This is a genomic window from Desulfovibrio diazotrophicus, from assembly GCF_902498985.2.
GTDB lineage: Bacteria > Desulfobacterota > Desulfovibrionia > Desulfovibrionales > Desulfovibrionaceae > Desulfovibrio > Desulfovibrio legallii.
In genome coordinates, this window is record NZ_OX346397.1 from 2,195,586 (window position 1) to 2,210,050 (window position 14,465).

Annotated in this window: 15 protein-coding genes; 5 read left to right on the top strand and 10 right to left on the bottom strand. The window is 65.1% G+C overall.

What is annotated here, in order from left to right; genetic code table 11:
- Positions 1-224 precede the first annotated feature (224 nt).
- From J7I12_RS09465 to J7I12_RS09485, 5 genes are read right to left on the bottom strand one after another with little or no spacing between them, the layout of a single operon-like run.
- Entirely contained in the window at positions 225-1,235 is a 1,011-nt protein-coding gene (locus tag J7I12_RS09465) for a glycosyltransferase family 2 protein (RefSeq protein ID WP_118229416.1), read from the bottom strand.
- Positions 1,236-1,240: 5 nt separating this feature from the next.
- A complete protein-coding gene (locus tag J7I12_RS09470) occupies positions 1,241-2,377 on the bottom strand; it encodes a DegT/DnrJ/EryC1/StrS family aminotransferase (RefSeq protein ID WP_118229454.1) in 1,137 nt (378 codons plus the stop codon).
- Between the two features lie 27 nt (positions 2,378-2,404).
- A complete protein-coding gene (locus J7I12_RS09475) occupies positions 2,405-2,929 on the bottom strand; it encodes a chemotaxis protein CheW (RefSeq protein ID WP_130957871.1) in 525 nt (174 codons plus the stop codon).
- Positions 2,926-3,354, bottom strand: a complete 429-nt coding sequence (locus J7I12_RS09480; RefSeq protein WP_302548434.1) for a hypothetical protein — start codon at positions 3,352-3,354, stop codon at positions 2,926-2,928. The genes J7I12_RS09475 and J7I12_RS09480 overlap by 4 nt, the downstream gene beginning before the upstream one ends.
- A complete protein-coding gene (locus J7I12_RS09485) occupies positions 3,351-6,191 on the bottom strand; it encodes a response regulator (protein WP_302548435.1) in 2,841 nt (946 codons plus the stop codon). The genes J7I12_RS09480 and J7I12_RS09485 overlap by 4 nt, the downstream gene beginning before the upstream one ends.
- A 127-nt stretch (positions 6,192-6,318) precedes the next feature.
- On the opposite strand from J7I12_RS09485, the gene J7I12_RS09490 reads away from it, so the two are divergent.
- Positions 6,319-7,236 carry a DMT family transporter gene (locus tag J7I12_RS09490; protein WP_118229420.1) on the top strand — a complete coding sequence of 306 codons (918 nt, stop codon included), beginning with the start codon at positions 6,319-6,321 and terminating at the stop codon, positions 7,234-7,236.
- Between the two features lie 223 nt (positions 7,237-7,459).
- Here the strand turns inward: J7I12_RS09490 and J7I12_RS09495 are convergent, their stop codons facing one another.
- From J7I12_RS09495 to J7I12_RS09515, 5 genes are all read right to left on the bottom strand, one after another.
- On the bottom strand, positions 7,460-7,822 hold the full coding sequence (locus J7I12_RS09495; protein WP_118229421.1) for a DNA-binding transcriptional response regulator: 363 nt from the start codon (positions 7,820-7,822) through the stop codon (positions 7,460-7,462).
- Between the two features lie 63 nt (positions 7,823-7,885).
- Positions 7,886-8,263: a NifB/NifX family molybdenum-iron cluster-binding protein gene (locus J7I12_RS09500; RefSeq protein ID WP_118229422.1), complete on the bottom strand. Its 378-nt coding sequence runs from the start codon at positions 8,261-8,263 to the stop codon at positions 7,886-7,888.
- Positions 8,264-8,287: 24 nt separating this feature from the next.
- Positions 8,288-9,202: an ATP-binding protein gene (locus tag J7I12_RS09505; protein ID WP_288907730.1), complete on the bottom strand. Its 915-nt coding sequence runs from the start codon at positions 9,200-9,202 to the stop codon at positions 8,288-8,290.
- Positions 9,195-10,115 carry a nucleotide-binding protein gene (locus tag J7I12_RS09510; RefSeq protein ID WP_288907729.1) on the bottom strand — a complete coding sequence of 307 codons (921 nt, stop codon included), beginning with the start codon at positions 10,113-10,115 and terminating at the stop codon, positions 9,195-9,197. The genes J7I12_RS09505 and J7I12_RS09510 overlap by 8 nt, the downstream gene beginning before the upstream one ends.
- 1 nt (position 10,116) lies before the next feature.
- Positions 10,117-10,485, bottom strand: a complete 369-nt coding sequence (locus J7I12_RS09515) for a NifB/NifX family molybdenum-iron cluster-binding protein (protein ID WP_118229425.1) — start codon at positions 10,483-10,485, stop codon at positions 10,117-10,119.
- A gap of 254 nt (positions 10,486-10,739) precedes the next feature.
- Here J7I12_RS09515 and J7I12_RS09520 point away from each other — a divergent pair, with 254 nt between their 5' ends.
- The 4 genes from J7I12_RS09520 (at position 10,740) to J7I12_RS09535 (ending at position 14,464) form a co-directional block, all read left to right on the top strand.
- The gene (locus J7I12_RS09520) at positions 10,740-10,991 is read left to right on the top strand and encodes a hypothetical protein (RefSeq protein WP_288907727.1); all 252 of its coding nucleotides are present in this window, start codon (positions 10,740-10,742) and stop codon (positions 10,989-10,991) included.
- 739 nt (positions 10,992-11,730) lie between these two features.
- Positions 11,731-12,891, top strand: a complete 1,161-nt coding sequence (gene hflK, locus J7I12_RS09525; RefSeq protein ID WP_118229427.1) for an FtsH protease activity modulator HflK — start codon at positions 11,731-11,733, stop codon at positions 12,889-12,891.
- Positions 12,891-13,736, top strand: coding sequence for a protease modulator HflC (gene hflC / locus J7I12_RS09530; RefSeq protein WP_118229428.1), 846 nt, complete (start codon positions 12,891-12,893; stop codon positions 13,734-13,736). The genes hflK and hflC overlap by 1 nt, the downstream gene beginning before the upstream one ends.
- 35 nt (positions 13,737-13,771) lie before the next feature.
- Positions 13,772-14,464, top strand: coding sequence for a LexA family transcriptional regulator (locus J7I12_RS09535; protein ID WP_118229429.1), 693 nt, complete (start codon positions 13,772-13,774; stop codon positions 14,462-14,464).
- The last annotated feature ends 1 nt before the right edge of the window (position 14,465 follow it).

Consider the following 14,465-nt stretch of genomic DNA (forward strand, 5'->3'; position numbering starts at 1 on the left):
GCCCTGGCAGTTGCGTAAGCGCTATGTCTTTGCGCGCGGAAGCGCTGGAACGGGCGCGCCGTAAACGTTGCGAATACCTGTTCTCAACAGTGCTCTGTGCTAGAGCAGTTTACGAATGAAATGAGTTAATTGCTCTGCAAGGATTTTCTTGAAAATCCTTGCCACGAAATGCGAGAAGGCAGGCTTTTGCCTGCCGTAAGCGAGCATTTCAAGTGTTAAATACTCTAGCGGCGCAGGGCGGCAGGCAGGGCAAAGTAGAGGCGGGCGGCCAGATCAAAGCAGGCGCCCGGCAGGTAGCTGGCCCACCAGAAAAGCTGGTATTTGCGCCCGGCGGCGCGCCAGGGGCGCAGGACGCGGCGAGCTTCGGCGTTGTGCCCTTGCCGCCAGAGGTCCACGGCTTTCTGGAAGGCGGCGCGGCGGTTGAGCAGGCTGACCAGGTCGGCGTAGTCCGCGTCGTAGCCGGGGTAAAGGCGGCGGTGTTTCTTCAGAATGCGCAGGGTTTCGTCTGCAAACTGGCCGAATTTGCGGAAGGTAGTATTGGCCCCGTGCACTCGCCAGAGCGTCAGGGGGGCGTCCACATGGTCCAGTTCCCAGTCGTGGGCGATGCGGTAGAAGACGTCGGCTTCTTCACAGACGTTGAGGCTTTCGTCAAACCAGCCGCCGTTTTGACCCGTGCCGGGGGCCACGCCCGCAGAGGAAAGCCCGGTGAGGGCAGTGGCCCGGATCATGGCCGAGGACATGGAAATCCACTGTCGTTCCATGAGGGCGGCAAAGGCTTTGCCGCGCACGGGCGCGGCTTCGGCGAAAAGGCGGCGGCGCATGCCCCGGCCGTCAAAGATTTCCGTGTCGGTGCAGGCAAGGCCCACGCGGGGGTTGACCTCAAAAAGGGCCGTCTGCGCCGCCAGTTTTTCGGGCCGCCAGAGGTCGTCGCAGTCCAGAAAGGCCAGGTAGCGGCCCCTGGCCTGGGCCAGGGCCAGATTGCGGCCCGCGCCCAGGGGTACGATAGTCTCGCCCCGGAAGTAGCGCACCTTGGGACCGTAGCTCTGCGCTATGGCCGGGCTAGCATCGGTGGAGGCATTGTCCCAGAAGATGACCTCAAAATCGGTAAAGGTCTGGGCCATGAGGCTGTCCAGGGCTTCACGCAGGTGGCGGGAACTGTTCAGACAGTTCATGATCACGGAAACGGCCGGGGCCTCCGTGACGGCGGGACGCGGGGCGTCTGCAGGCGTCTGCATGGCGGTCAGTCCAGGGCGGCGGCCAGGGCGTCGCAGACGTGCTCCACGTCTGCGCGGCTCAGGCCGGGGTGCAGGGGTACGGTCAGGATTTGACTGTAGAGGGCTTCGGTCACGGGCAGACTGGGTTTGCCGCCGCCAAAGAAGCTCAGCAGGTGGTTGGGCTTGTAGTGCACGCCTGTGGGGATGCCCCGGTCGGCCAGGACGCGGACCACCTGATCTTTGCGGCCTTCCCGCACGCAGACGGGCAAAATATGGGGCACAATATAATCCTGCGGGTCTGTGGCAAACAGGTGCAGGCCCTTGAGGGGGCTAAGGCGCTGGGCATAGAGGGCGGCCAGGTCGCGCCGGGCCGGGGCAAATTCCTTATCCAGGCGGCCCAACTGCACGCGGCCCACAGCGGCCATGATGTTGCTCATATGGTAGCGCCATCCCTGGCGCTTTACGTCCGGATCCCAGGAGCGCGTGCCGGAAAAGCGCTTTTGGGCATCGTTTTCCACGGAGAGCAGGCGGGCGTCCGAGGCCAGGCGGACCACTTCGGGGTCAAAGGAAACCAGGCAGCCGCCTTCGCCGCAGGTGATGTTCTTGATGCCGTCGAAGCTGAAGCAGACCACATCGCCGAAGCTGCCGATTTTGCGGCCGTGGCGCAGACAGCCGAAGGCGTGGGCCGCGTCCTCTATCACGCGCAGGCCGTGGCGGCGGGCAAAGGCGTAAACCTCTTCCAACTGCCAGGGGTTGCTGGCGTAGTGCACGGGCATGACGGCGATGGTGCGGGGGGTCAGGCGGCGGGCGGCGTCTTCCAGGTCCAGGGTGCCCGTTTCGGGCAGCGCGTCGCAGGCCACGGGACGGCAGCCCGCAGCGCTGATGGCCTGAAAGGAGGCCACAAAGGTCAGGCTGGGCACCAGCACTTCCGGGCGGCCGTCTTTGACGGCGCAGCCGGCGGCCACGGCGTCCACAGCCAGGTGCAGGGCGGCCGTGCCGGAGTTGGTGGTGACCACCTGTGCGGGCTTCACGCCCAGGTAAGCGGCCAGTTCTTCTTCAAAGCGGCGCACTTCCGCGCCCATGCCCAGATAGCCGTCTTCCAGCAGCACGCGCGCCACGGCGCGCGCCTCCGCCTCGCCCACAATGGACCGGGACAAACGCATGGCCGACATACAGCCTCCTTGTGGGGTCTAACCCACTTCGGCCTTCGTGTCGCTCAATAACGTGTCCAGGTCAAGCAGAATCAGCAGCCGGTCGTCCAGCTTGCCCACGCCCCTGATGTATTCCGAGCCCACGCCGCAGACCACGGGGGGCGCGGCCTCCACCGTGGAGGCGGGAATGCGCAGCACTTCGGAAACGCCGTCCACCAGAAAGCCCACGATTTTCTGGTCAAATTCCATGACCACAATGCGGGTGCGGCTGTCGCGTTCTACCGGCGGCAGGTTGAAGCGGGTGCGCATGTTGATGACCGGGATGACCTTGCCGCGCAGATTAATGACGCCTTCAATGTAGGCGGCCGCGTGGGGCACCATGGTGATCTGTATGGGGCGGATGATTTCCTGTACCGCAAGGATGTCCACGCCGAATTCTTCGTCGGCAATATGGAACGTGACCAGCTGCAGCAGGTCGCCTTTATGGGCGGCAGCCTGGTCGGCGGCGGTCTGGCTGGTGGCCGTCGGCGATGCGCCGGCGGCGGGGGTGGTGGTTTGCGTCATGATGGTGTCTCCGTGCTTTCCGGAACATGCCCCAACGTCTGCGCGCGGGGGCGGCCGTGGAACGTCGCGTCTTTCTTATCGGCAGCGCCCGGCAGGACTTCAGGGCCGCTTCCCAGCTTTGGGCCGGGGCGCGTTCGTCCGGGCGCAGGGAGTCCGGCCAGACGCGGCGTACGTAGTCGAAGTGGTTGACGCGCAGGTTCGCACAGCGTTGTCTGTGAGGGGGAGAGTCCGCCGGGCGTGATGCGCGGGCGGTGGCGCGCTACGGGGATGTTTTCCGCCGCCAGGGTGGCCTGCAGGGCCGGGTCCGCGCCGGCGTAGACGCAGAGACAGTCCGCGCCGGGGGGCACGGCCCGCAGGGAACGCACGGCGGCTTTGAGCAGCAGCAGGTAGGAAGGTTTGTGGTCCAGGCAGAAAATCACTTTCATGACTGGGGGGCCTCTTCGGGGCTGGGCGCGGGGTTCTCCAGCCTTTCCAGCAGCAGATTGGCGCGGCGGGCCATGCCCTCCGTGTCGAAATCGCGTAGTCGGTGCAGAATGTCCGTCACGTCGCCGGCATAGGGCGTGCCTTGGGTCAGGGGGGCGAAGCGCGCCAGAGCCGCTTCGGCCCCGCCCCAGTCTGTAATCATACGTTCTGGCAGGGTTTCCAGCACCTCGTGCAGAGCCTCCAGCCGGGCTGCCGACAGCCGCCGTTGGCCGCCTGTGGTCGCGTCGCCGTGCCGTTGCAGGGTGCTGATCTGGGCCAGGGCTTCGGCCATGCTGTGGGCAAAGTCGGTCATGAGCTCCTGGGGGGGCGCGCTGTGGGGCAAATTGGCCTCCATCTCCGTGGTGAGCTTGCGGATGCGCTCTACCCCCAGGTTGGCGGCCACCCCCTTGACCGTGTGGGCCAGGCGCGCGGCGGCGCGGTAGTCGCCGGCGGCCAGCAGGGCTTCCAGTTCGCGCGGGCTGTCGCCGTAGTGCTCCATGAAGCGCAGCAGCAGGTCGCTGTACAAGCCATTGTTGCCGCCCACAGTGGCGAGTCCGGCTTCAAAATTGATGGGTGGGTCGCTCGGCGTGGCGTCCGGGCGGGCGGCGTCGGGGGCAATCTTTTCGTCGTCGCCGGCGGAGGCGGTGGCCGTGGTTTTATCCGGAGACGACGCGTCCGGCGTGGGCCCGACAGGCGCCGTGCCCGTGTCGGGGCAGCAGGGCAGCCCGCCGGGCAGCCAGCGGCACAGGGCGTCGTAGAGGGCGGTGGGGTCCACGGGTTTGGTCAGATAGTCGTTCATGCCCACGGCCTTGCCGTCGTGGCGCGAGGCTGCGTCCGTGTGGGCGGTCATGGCGATGACGGGCAGACTGTGCGGCGTATGCCCCAGGGCGCGGATGCGGCGGGTGGCCTCCAGGCCGTCCATAACCGGCATCTGCACGTCCATAAGCACCACGTCCACGCCGCCCTGGCGTACTGTCTCCAGCGCTTCCTGGCCGTTATTCGCCAGACGCACTTCCAGACCCGCCCGGAGAAGCAGCTCCCTGGAAATTTGCGCGTTGATTTCATTGTCGTCCACCACAAGGACCACGGGGCGCAGCTGGGTCGGGTTCGGGGCCGGGTCCGGCTCTGCCGCAAGGGTCTGGGGCCGCGCGAAGTCCAGGGCAAAGGAAAAGGTCGTGCCTTTGCCGGGGACGCTTTCCACCTGCAGATCCCCGCCCATGAGGTGCACCAGCTGCCGGGCCAGGGCCAGGCCCAGGCCCAGACCGCTGTCCGCGCGGGTGAGGGATTCATCGCCGGGGGTAAAGGGATCGAACACGGTGCAGAGCTGCTGGGCGTCCATGCCCGGCCCGGTATCGGCCACCACAAAGCGCAATCGCAGCCTGTCGGGCGCGGAGGCGGCAATGGGATCTTCAGACGGGGGGGCGGGCTGCGCCCGGCACTCCACTACGCCGCGACTGGTGTAGCGTACGGCATTGTCCAGGAGGATGCGCAGAACTTCTTCCAGATGGCGCTCGTCGCCCGTGATTGTGGCGGGCAGGGCGGGGTCGAGCACAAAGCGCAGGTCCAGTTTTTTTTCCAGAGCCGCGCCGGCCACGCTCTGGCGCAGCAGCTCTACGAATCTGGCCAGCACAAAGGGCTGCGGCTCCAGTTGCACATGGCCTTCGCTGGCGCTGGAAAAGTCGAGAATGCGGTTGACCATGTCCAGCAGCACGCTGCCGGATTTGTTGATTTGCGCCAGGTAGTCGCGCTGCACGCCGCTGAGCTCTGTCTGCAGGCTCAGGTAGCTCATGCCGATGATGGCGTTGAGGGGCGTGCGGATTTCGTGGCTGATGCGGCGCAGGAAATCATCTTGCACGCGGGAGGCCCGCTGGGCCAGCTCCAGGGAGGTGAGCGCCTGAGTTCTGGCCTGCACGGCCTGCTTGCGGTTGTTGCGGGCCGTGAGCTCTGCGGCTTTGAGCGCGTTGATGCGGGCCTGCAGGGTGGCCTGCATGTGCTGTAGGGTGGCGAACATGCCGGCCAGTTCGTCCTGGTGGCGCAGGCGCAGGGGGGGCGGATCTTCCCCCGCGGCCACGGCGGCCGCGTAGCGGTTGACGGCCCGCAGGGGCCGCACCACCCTGGTGTGGCAGACGTAGATATTGATCACAGCGCTCACGGCCAGCAGGCTCAAGCCCGCCAGCACGGCGGCCAGCAGAGGCAAAAGGCTGGCCTGGCGCGCCTTCATTTCGTTCAGAAAGTCCCCGCGCCAGCGTTCGCGCAGTGCGCGCATGCGGCTTTCGAGCTCCAGGGGCAGGCGGTCCAGTCCCGTGCTGCGCAGCATGCGCCGCGCGCCTTCCGGGTCCGGCGGGCGGCCTTCGGCCCTGGCCTCGCCCATGGCGCGGCCCACGGTGGCTTCCGTAAGGTAGGCGAGTTGGGCTGTTTCGTTGAGCAGTGCGCGAACCTGATCCAGAACTCCCGGCGGCAGGATAAGGCCTTCGGCCAGGGCGTTGAGAGAAACTGTTTGCCCTGGCGCAAGGCGCGAGCTTTGCGGTCGCGGGGCTTCCCCCTGGGCCACCTGCAGGGTGTGCTGCCAGGCCTCCAGGCTGGCTTTGTCGCCTGTGACCACAAAGGCCAGGGCATCGGCGTAGGTCTGCTGCACCGAATCGCCCAGTTCGCCCAGCAGACTTTCAAGGTGAGAAAATTCGTGTACCATGCCGTTAAGCGTGTGCTGGCCCCGCGCCAGCCAGATCAGCCCCGTGGCCAGCACGGCCAGCAGGATCAGCTGGGTGATGTTGGCTATGCGGATCAGACCACGGATGCTCATGTCGTGCTCCCGGTACGGCCCATCCCCGCGGTGGGCGGGGACGGGTTTTTCTTGCTGTTCCCCCCGGTATGCCATAGGCTGCCGCAAAAATCACCTCCAACCGGCGCAGCCGTCCCCCCCGGTCGTCATGTTGTCCATCCGGTCCTCCCTTCTGCCCCACCTGGCCCTGCTGACCGCCATGTCCTTCTGGGGTTCCACTTTTGTGGCGTTGCGTGTGGCCCTTGCCGCGCTTACTCCCCTGCAGACCATGAGCGGGCGTATGCTGGTGGCCTGCCTGGCCCTGCTGCCTGTCTGGCCGCGTTTGTTTCGGGAGCTGCGGCGCAACGGGCACTGGGCTTTGCTCTTGCTGATGGGGCTGTGTGAGCCCTGCCTGTTTTTTTTGTTTGAGACCCACGCCCTGCGCCTGACCACGGCCTCGCAGGCGGGCATGGTCACGGCCCTGCTGCCTCTGCTGGTGGCGGCGGCCGCCTACGTGGCTCTGGGGGAACGTTCCGGCCCGCGCGCGTGGCTGGGCTTTGCCCTGGCCGTGGGCGGCGTGGTCTGGCTGAGCGGCACGGCCAGGGCAGGGGCAGCCGCCCCCAACCCGGCCCTGGGCAATCTGTTGGAGGCCGCAGCCATGTGCTGCGCCACGGGCTATACTCTGCTGGCCCGTCGCTTGTCGCCGTTTTACAGCCCCCTGTGCATTACTGCCGTGCAGGCCGGCGTGGGGCTGGCTTTTTTCAGCCTGCTGCTCTGCTTTGTGCCCGAAAGCGCGGCGCGGGTGGACCTGGGACGGAACTTTCCCGCCTGGGCCGCCTGGGCCTGCGTGGCCTACCTGGGGGGCTGCGTGACCTTTGCCGGCTACGGTCTGTATAATCTGGGGGTTAACCGGCTTTCCGCCGGCCGCGCCGCCGCCTACACCAATTTGATTCCGGTTTTTGCCATGTTTTTCGGCATGCTGTTGTTGGACGAACGCCTCAGTCCCGGCCAGTATGGCGGCGCAGTCTGCATTGTGGCGGGGGTGCTCTGCAGCCAGTGGCGCGGCGGCGCGAAAGAAGCAACGTAGTTTTTGACGGGGCGTCAGGGATGTGTTCCGCCCTTGCCCGCGGAGGGCCGGACGCCGGTACAAAAGCCCCCGGCCTCGTCGTGGCGACGATGCCGGGGGCGGGTACGGCGCAAGGCAGACCGGGGGGCAATCGGCCCGCGTCGGCGGATGGAGGAGGGCGTCGCCGCGCGGGGCCTTGCGCCGCATCCGCGGCAACGACGCGAGGCGTCGTTCCGGGAACGGGTCAGGCCAGTTTGTCCAGCAACTGCAACAGCCGGGCGGCGTCTGCGGCGTCGGGCTGCAGGGGCAAGGCCGTCAAGATGCCCAGGCCTTCGGTGGCCTCGTGAAAGTCCTCCTCCGGCATGGGGCTCAGCACGGCGGTGGGCACGGCGGCGTTGACCAGCAGCAGGTCCATGACGGCCCGGCGTGCGTCCGCCTCTGGTCCAAGGTCCAGAATCATCAGGTCCGGCGGCTGCGTGCGCAGCAGCGCCTTGCAGTCTTCCAGGCCGGACACCAGCGCCACGCTGTGCCCCGGCGTTTCCAGCCCGGCCACAAAAGCGGCCAGATCCGCGGGGCGGCGGGTTTGCACCACAAGATTTCTGCTCATGCCTGTCCTCCCCTGGGCCGCTGCGCGGCCCGCATGGTCACAAGGTTTTCCCTTTGGAGAGGCTTAATGGCCGCCGCCGCAAGTGTTTTCCACGGTGAAGGGGGCGAGGCGTCCCGCGCAGAAGGCTTCCACGGCTTTGCCCACATTGGGCTGGTCGCCGGCAAAAAAGACCTGGATGCCCATTTGGTTGAAGCCCATGAGGGGACGCATGCCCATGCCGCCAGCCAGCAAGGCCGTGACGCCGTGCTGCGCCAGATACTGCACGGGGGCCATGCAGCCGCCCTGCTGGTGGGGGATGGGCGGCAGGGTGGACTGACCCAGCACTTTGCCGTCTTCCACTTCCACGATGGTATAAATATCGCAATGACCGAAATGCATGCCCATGCCGGCTTCCATGCCGCCGGGCAGCGCCGAAGGAACGGCTACCACTGACTTGCTCATACGTTGCATCCTTGTCTGTTTTGGTTAGAGGTGGGTAAGCGCGGCGGCAGGCTTGCGGGGCGTTGCAGCCAGCTGCCGTATCCCGCGCCACATGGCCGCCAGAGGGGCGGTCAGGGGCGAGGGGTCTTCGGTCAGAGCGCGGCGGCGCAGCATGGCTTGGGGCACCAGGGGGCTGAAGGGCAGCTCGCCGACCACCGTATGGCCGTTCTGCGCCGCCAGGGCGCGGATGGCCGTCGCTTCTTCCGGGTTGAGGTCCGCTTTGTTGATACACACGGCCACGGGGATGCGGAAGTGGGCGCAGAGCTCCGCCACCCGCGTGAAGTCGTGCTTTCCGGCCGGGGTGGGTTCCACCACGGCCACAGCCAGATCCGCGCCGGAAAGGGAGCTGATCACCGGGCAGCCCACGCCGGGCGAGCCGTCGCAGAGCAGCCAGTCCAGCCCGCGTTGAGCGGCCAGTTCCCGCGTACGGGTTTTGAGCAGCGCCACCAGGCGGCCGGAATTTTCCGCTCCGGGGGCCAGTTGGGCGTGCACAAAGGGGCCCAGCCGGGTTTCGCTCACATACCACTGGCCGCAGTGCCGTTCGGGAAAGGCTATGGCTTTGTCCGGGCACAGGCTGTAGCAGACGCCGCAGCCCTCGCAGGCCAGGGGGTCGACCTTGGCCACGCCTGTTTCAAGGTTTATGGCCTCAAAGCGGCAGAGGGCGACGCACTGGCCGCAGCCCGTGCAGCGTGCCGGGTCCACCACGGCCGTGTTGCCGGAGATGAAAGGCTCTTCACTGATGCGGCGCGGGTCCAGCAGAATGTGCAGATCGGGCACATCCACATCCAGGTCCGTGAGCGCCAGGCCCAGCCCTTCTGCATGGGCCAGGGCCGCGAAGGCGGCGCAGAGACTGGTCTTGCCCGTGCCCCCTTTGCCGCTGACGACGACGATCTCAGGCATGAGCGGCCTCCTTGACAAAGGCTTGCAGCCGCGCTGCCAACTGCGTGCAGCGTTGCCGCCAGTCATCCCCAACGGGGGCGGGGGCCAGGGTAGGCGGCAGGCCGCGCGCGCCTGCCGCAGCGGCCTCGCGGTCAAAGGGCAGCTCTGCCAGTACGGGCAGACTCCGCCCGGCGCACCAGCGGCGCAGCTCCGCCGCGTCGGCGTCGCTCTCCGCCATGCCCACACGGTTCAGCACTACGGCCGTGGGCCGGCCCAGAGGCTCAAGAGCCGCGTGGGCCAGCCGAAAGTCGTGCACGCCAAAGGGCGTGGGCTCGGCCACCAGGAGAACTGCATCGGCCTTGCGGGCAACGGTCATGGTGGGGCAGCTCACGCCGGGGGGGCCGTCCAGAATAACGTCGGGCGCGGTTTCGCCGTCTTCCGCAACCGGCAGAAGATCTTCCAGCCGTGCAGAGAGCGCCCGCAGCAGGGGCGGGGTCATGGCTTCGCCCACCCTGCTGCGGCCCATGAGAAAGGCCCTGCTCGTCGGCGCCAGTTTTGTGACGCCCTGCAGCAGCACGCCCAGCTCCCGCCGGCCGGGGGTCAGGGCCTGGGCCGGGCAGACCGCAAAGCAGCCGCCGCAGCCGTGGCACATTTCAGCAAAAAAGACCGCCTTGCCGCCCAGCATGGCTATGGCCCCGAAGCGGCAGATCTCCCGACAGGCCCCGCAGGCCGTGCAGCGGGCGGGATCCACCTGTGGCACCTCCATGTAGACCGGTTCGGGCGCGGCGAGCTCCGGCTTGAGGTAGAGGTGCAGATTGGGGGCCTCCACATCGGCGTCCACCGCCAGGCACGGCCTGCCCCACTGGGTGAGCAGGCTGGCGGCCACGGTAGTTTTGCCCGCGCCGCCCTTGCCGCTGGCCACCAGCAGGCGCATGTCAGGCCCTTCCGCCCGCGGCGCGGTTGGGACCCTGCGCCTGGGCCGCCTTGCCGCTTTCATAAAGGTTAACGGCCTGGCCCACGCTGCCCTTGTCCATATCCTGAAACACGGCAACCCCCGCCGCTTGCAGGGCCGTAAAAGCCTTGGGGCCCACAAAGCCGCTGAGCACCACGGTAACGCCCGCCTGGGCCAAGCGCTCCGCCGTCTGAATGCCGGCCCCCTGGGCCGCCATCTGCGAAGCGCCGTTGTCCAGATACGTGGTCTGACGGGTTTCCGTGTCCAAAAGCACAAAGCCGGCGGCCCGACCGAAACGCGGATCCACCATGGACTCCAGCCCAGGGCCTTCACTGGAAACGGCAATCTTCATCTGAGGCCTCCTGCAGCGGCACTTTCGTCGGGGAAAATGCCCATAAGGTTATCCTGCCCGATCAGGTTTTTGTGTTTTGCTCAAATGAGCATAACATCAGACTTGCGCCTGTCAAGAGAAAAAGTTGCGTCAAAGTGCCTTCAGAAAAAAAATATGCGGGATTGGGTGCGCCAGGCAGCGCTGGAAGGAACAATTTTCCGGTACGGTTTTTGCTTGCCTGCTGCGTTACCAGAAAATGTTTTTCGGGAGGCTGTATGCTGCGATTTTTTACTCCGTACCGTTGGCCCTATACCTTGTTTGTGACGCTTTTGGTGAGCAGCGCTCTTTTTTTGCTGGTCATGCTCGGCAGCGCTGCGGAGCCGGCCCCCTCCGGCGCGGACTATGCGCCGGGCTTTGCCGTGCGGGCCGACCATGTGCAGGTGGTGCAGGTGGTGCCCCTGGCCGGAGCGAGCCTGCGCAACCCTGCCGCGTCCACGGCGCGCGCCGCTGTGGTTTTGCCTTATTAGATAATTTCAAATGGCGTTGCGGCTGTGCGGGCAGACGTCCGCTACGGAGACGTGGCGCGTTTTTTGCGTCGACAGACGCCGGGGCGTACCGCAAGCGTTGCGGAAACAGTTGCAACGCAAGGCGGCGCCTTCTGCTGCGTGTAAAAAAATACCGCTTTTTCTGCAGGAAACAACTGCCCTGCTGCCGTTATTTTTTTTGTTTGTCGGCAGGGAGTTGCCGGGGCCGGAGCGCGTGGGCCCGGGTTGCGTCAACGGCAGGCGCGCCGCCCGGCCATGACCGTAGCGGTCGCCGCAGAGTATTCAGAAACGCTTTATTTTTATCGTGCTCACAGTGTGGGGGCAGGCCGGAGCACGTTGCGCGGCCTTAGAGCAGTTAGCGAATGAAATGAGCTAACTGCTCTGCAAGGATTTTCTTGAAAATCCTTGCCACGAAATGCGAGAAGGCAGGTTTTTGCCTGCCGTAAGCGAGCATTTCAAGTGTTAAATGCTCTAGACGGCCGCCGCAGAGACACGCCCGCCTGCCGCAACAGAGTCATGTCGAAAAGGGTTATCCTTTTCTTTTAGCGTCGGCCTTGACCCTCGCGTACGCATCCCGTATAAAAGTCTTGTGGTTTCATGCCATGGACCGTTTCTTGACCGGATTCTATGTATATCGTATTCTCCCGCTTTCATGCCTTTCACAACTGCCGGCATCCTTCCTCCGGGGCGCCGCACTTTCAACACAAGGTATAACAACATAATGAACTGGGATTGGGACAAACTGCAGGAAAAACGGCAGAAACAACAAGGCGCGCAGCCGCCTCGTCCGCCGCATGAGCCGGAACCCGAAACCGAACCGCGCGAAGACGAACCTCGCCGCGCCCGGCGATCCGATTTCGGCGGCGGCCGTCCTTCTTTTGGCGACAATCCTTTTAAAAAACTGTCGCAGCTCAAGCCGCCCCGCGGCAAAGCCGTGTGGCTGGTAGGGCTGGCCGTGCTGGGTTTGTGGCTGCTTTCCGGCATCTACATCATTAACCCCGACGAGCAGGGCGTGGTGCTGCGCTTCGGCCAGTACAACCGTACTGAGGGCCCCGGCCCCCATTACGCCTGGCCCGTGCCCATCGAAAGCGTCTACAAGCCGCAGGTCACCCAGGTGCTGCGCAGCGAGGTGGGCTTCCGTTCCGTGGGGCAGGCCGCCACTTTTCAGCAGGGCCAGCTGCGCACTATCCCCGAAGAAGCCTCCATGCTTACGGGCGACGAAAACATCGTCAACGTGCAGTTCAGCGTGCAGTACAAAATCAATGACCCCGTGCAGTATCTGTTTAACGTGAGCGCGCCCACGGCCCTGGTGCGCAACGCGGCCGAGGCCGCCATGCGCGAGGTTATCGGCAACAGCCAGATCGATTCGGCCATCACCGACGGCAAACTGCAGATCCAGAGCGAGGCCACTCAGCTTTTGCAGACCATCCTCGACCGCTACGGCGCGGGCATCCGCGTGCTGGCCGTGCAGCTGCAGGACGTGCACCCCCCGCGGGAAGTTATTGACGCCTTTAAAGACGTGGCCAGCGCCCGCGAGGACAAAAGCCGCATCATCAATGAGGCCGAGGCCTACCGCAACGAACTGCTGCCCAAGGCCCGCGGCCAGGCTGCGGCCCTGCGCAACGAGGCTCAGGCCTATACCGCCACCAGGGTGCGCGCCGCCGAGGGTGAGGCCGCCCGTTTTGACGCCTTGCGCGTGGAGTATGAAAAAGCCCCCAAAGTCACTGAACAGCGCCTGTACTATGAAGCGGTGGAGGAAATCCTCGCCGCCTCCAAGGACAAAGTGGTGCTGGACGGCGCTGCTGCCGGACGGGCCCTGCCCTATCTGAACCTGCCCGGTTTTGGCGCGCCCGTGGCCCCCAAGGCGCTGGAGAAGAAGTAATGCGCAGAAATCCTCTTGCTCTTGCCCTGGTGCTGTTGGTGCTGGTCGTGGTGGTAAGCCAGACGTTTTTCACCGTCCACCAGACCCAAAAGGCTCTGGTGCTGCAGCTGGGCGACCCCTTGCAACGGGTTTACGGCCCCGGCCTGCATGTGAAAATCCCTTTTATCCAGAACGTGGTCTACTTCGACGCCCGCGTGCTGGACTACGAGGCCCGCTCGCGCGAAGCCTTCACCGTGGACAAAAAAGCCATCGTGCTGGACAACTACGCGCGCTGGCGGATTATCGACCCCCTGCAATTTTACCGTACCATGCGCAGCATTCCAGGCGCGCAGGCGCGGCTTGACGACGTTGTCTACTCCCAACTGCGCGCTCTGGTGGGCGCGTACACCCTTACAGAAGTGGTGTCCTCCCACCGGGCCGTCATCATGAAGGAAGTAACCAACAAGGTTTCGGCCTTGATGCACAATTATGGCGTGGACGTACTGGACGTGCGCATCAAACGCACGGATCTGCCTTCCGAAAACCAGCGGGCCATTTTTGGCCGTATGCGCGCGGAACGGGAACGGCAGGCCAAACAGTACCGTTCGGAAGGCGAGGAGGAATCCACAAGAATCCGCTCCGACGCCGACCGGCAGCGCGCCGTCATCCTGGCTGAAGCCGCACGTGCGGCGGAGGTGGAACGCGGCAAGGGCGACGCCCAGGCCGCCGCCATCTACGCTGAGGCCTACAACAGGGCGCCCCAGTTCTACGCATATCAGCGCTGGCTTGCCACGCTGCGTTCTTCCCTTAAGGAAAACAGCAGAATAGTTCTTGGCACCACGGCGCCCCTGCTCAATCAACAATAGCCCACGTGGCTTGCCTCGTGTTTAACGGAGCCTTTATGCCTGCATTCGCAGAAATTTATGAACGCATCAAACTAGCCACCAACAGCCGTACGCAGGTGGAATTGGCCGAGGTGCTGGACATTCGTCAGTCCAGCATTTCCGATGCCAAGCGCCGTAATTCCGTACCTGGCGACTGGTATATGAAGCTGTTTGAAAAATTCGGCCTCAATCCCGACTGGCTCAAACAGGGCGTGGGGCCCATGTACCTGCGCACCGAACAAGGCTATGTGCCGCAGGACGCCCCGGCCGCTCTGGCTGAAAGCGCCGCCCACTACGGCGACGTTCTGGCCCGCAGCAGCGTAGCCTCTCTCTACGACCCCCTTTGCGCCTATGCCGACGACCAGCCCCGTCCGGAACTGGAGCTGGTGGGCAAAATTGCCCTGCCCCTTTCCTTTGTGCGTGACGGGCTTACCGTGCTGCGCCTGCGTGCCGACAACATGGCTCCCATCATGGCCGGCGGCGCGTATGTGGGCGTGGACACGCTGGACAACGAAGTGGTTTCCGGCCACGTCTACGCCGTGTTTGCCCCTTTGGAAGGCGTGGTGCTGCGCCGCGTGTTTCTCAACAGCACGCAGGACGGCTATGTGTTGCGTTCCGAAGCTCCGGACTTCCCCGAAACCTCCCTCACCTCCGAGCTCTTGCGCAAACGGCTCCTGGGTCGCGTGGCCTGGGTGCTGCAAGAAATCTGAC

Bases quoted from the DNA above. Each gene is read 5' to 3' on its own strand.
- hflC (WP_118229428.1), top strand. From the start codon at position 12,891: ATGCGCAGAAATCCTCTTGCTCTTGCCCTGGTGCTGTTGGTGCTGGTC.
- J7I12_RS09510 (WP_288907729.1), bottom strand. From the start codon at position 10,115: ATGCGCCTGCTGGTGGCCAGCGGCAAGGGCGGCGCGGGCAAAACTACC.
- J7I12_RS09520 (WP_288907727.1), top strand. From the start codon at position 10,740: ATGCTGCGATTTTTTACTCCGTACCGTTGGCCCTATACCTTGTTTGTG.
- J7I12_RS09535 (WP_118229429.1), top strand. From the start codon at position 13,772: ATGCCTGCATTCGCAGAAATTTATGAACGCATCAAACTAGCCACCAAC.
- J7I12_RS09470 (WP_118229454.1), bottom strand. From the start codon at position 2,377: ATGCGTTTGTCCCGGTCCATTGTGGGCGAGGCGGAGGCGCGCGCCGTG.
- J7I12_RS09505 (WP_288907730.1), bottom strand. From the start codon at position 9,202: ATGCCTGAGATCGTCGTCGTCAGCGGCAAAGGGGGCACGGGCAAGACC.
- J7I12_RS09475 (WP_130957871.1), bottom strand. From the start codon at position 2,929: ATGACGCAAACCACCACCCCCGCCGCCGGCGCATCGCCGACGGCCACC.
- J7I12_RS09515 (WP_118229425.1), bottom strand. From the start codon at position 10,485: ATGAAGATTGCCGTTTCCAGTGAAGGCCCTGGGCTGGAGTCCATGGTG.
- J7I12_RS09500 (WP_118229422.1), bottom strand. From the start codon at position 8,263: ATGAGCAAGTCAGTGGTAGCCGTTCCTTCGGCGCTGCCCGGCGGCATG.
- J7I12_RS09495 (WP_118229421.1), bottom strand. From the start codon at position 7,822: ATGAGCAGAAATCTTGTGGTGCAAACCCGCCGCCCCGCGGATCTGGCC.
- J7I12_RS09490 (WP_118229420.1), top strand. From the start codon at position 6,319: ATGTTGTCCATCCGGTCCTCCCTTCTGCCCCACCTGGCCCTGCTGACC.
- J7I12_RS09485 (WP_302548435.1), bottom strand. From the start codon at position 6,191: ATGAGCATCCGTGGTCTGATCCGCATAGCCAACATCACCCAGCTGATC.
- J7I12_RS09465 (WP_118229416.1), bottom strand. From the start codon at position 1,235: ATGCAGACGCCTGCAGACGCCCCGCGTCCCGCCGTCACGGAGGCCCCG.
- J7I12_RS09480 (WP_302548434.1), bottom strand. From the start codon at position 3,354: ATGAAAGTGATTTTCTGCCTGGACCACAAACCTTCCTACCTGCTGCTG.
- hflK (WP_118229427.1), top strand. From the start codon at position 11,731: ATGAACTGGGATTGGGACAAACTGCAGGAAAAACGGCAGAAACAACAA.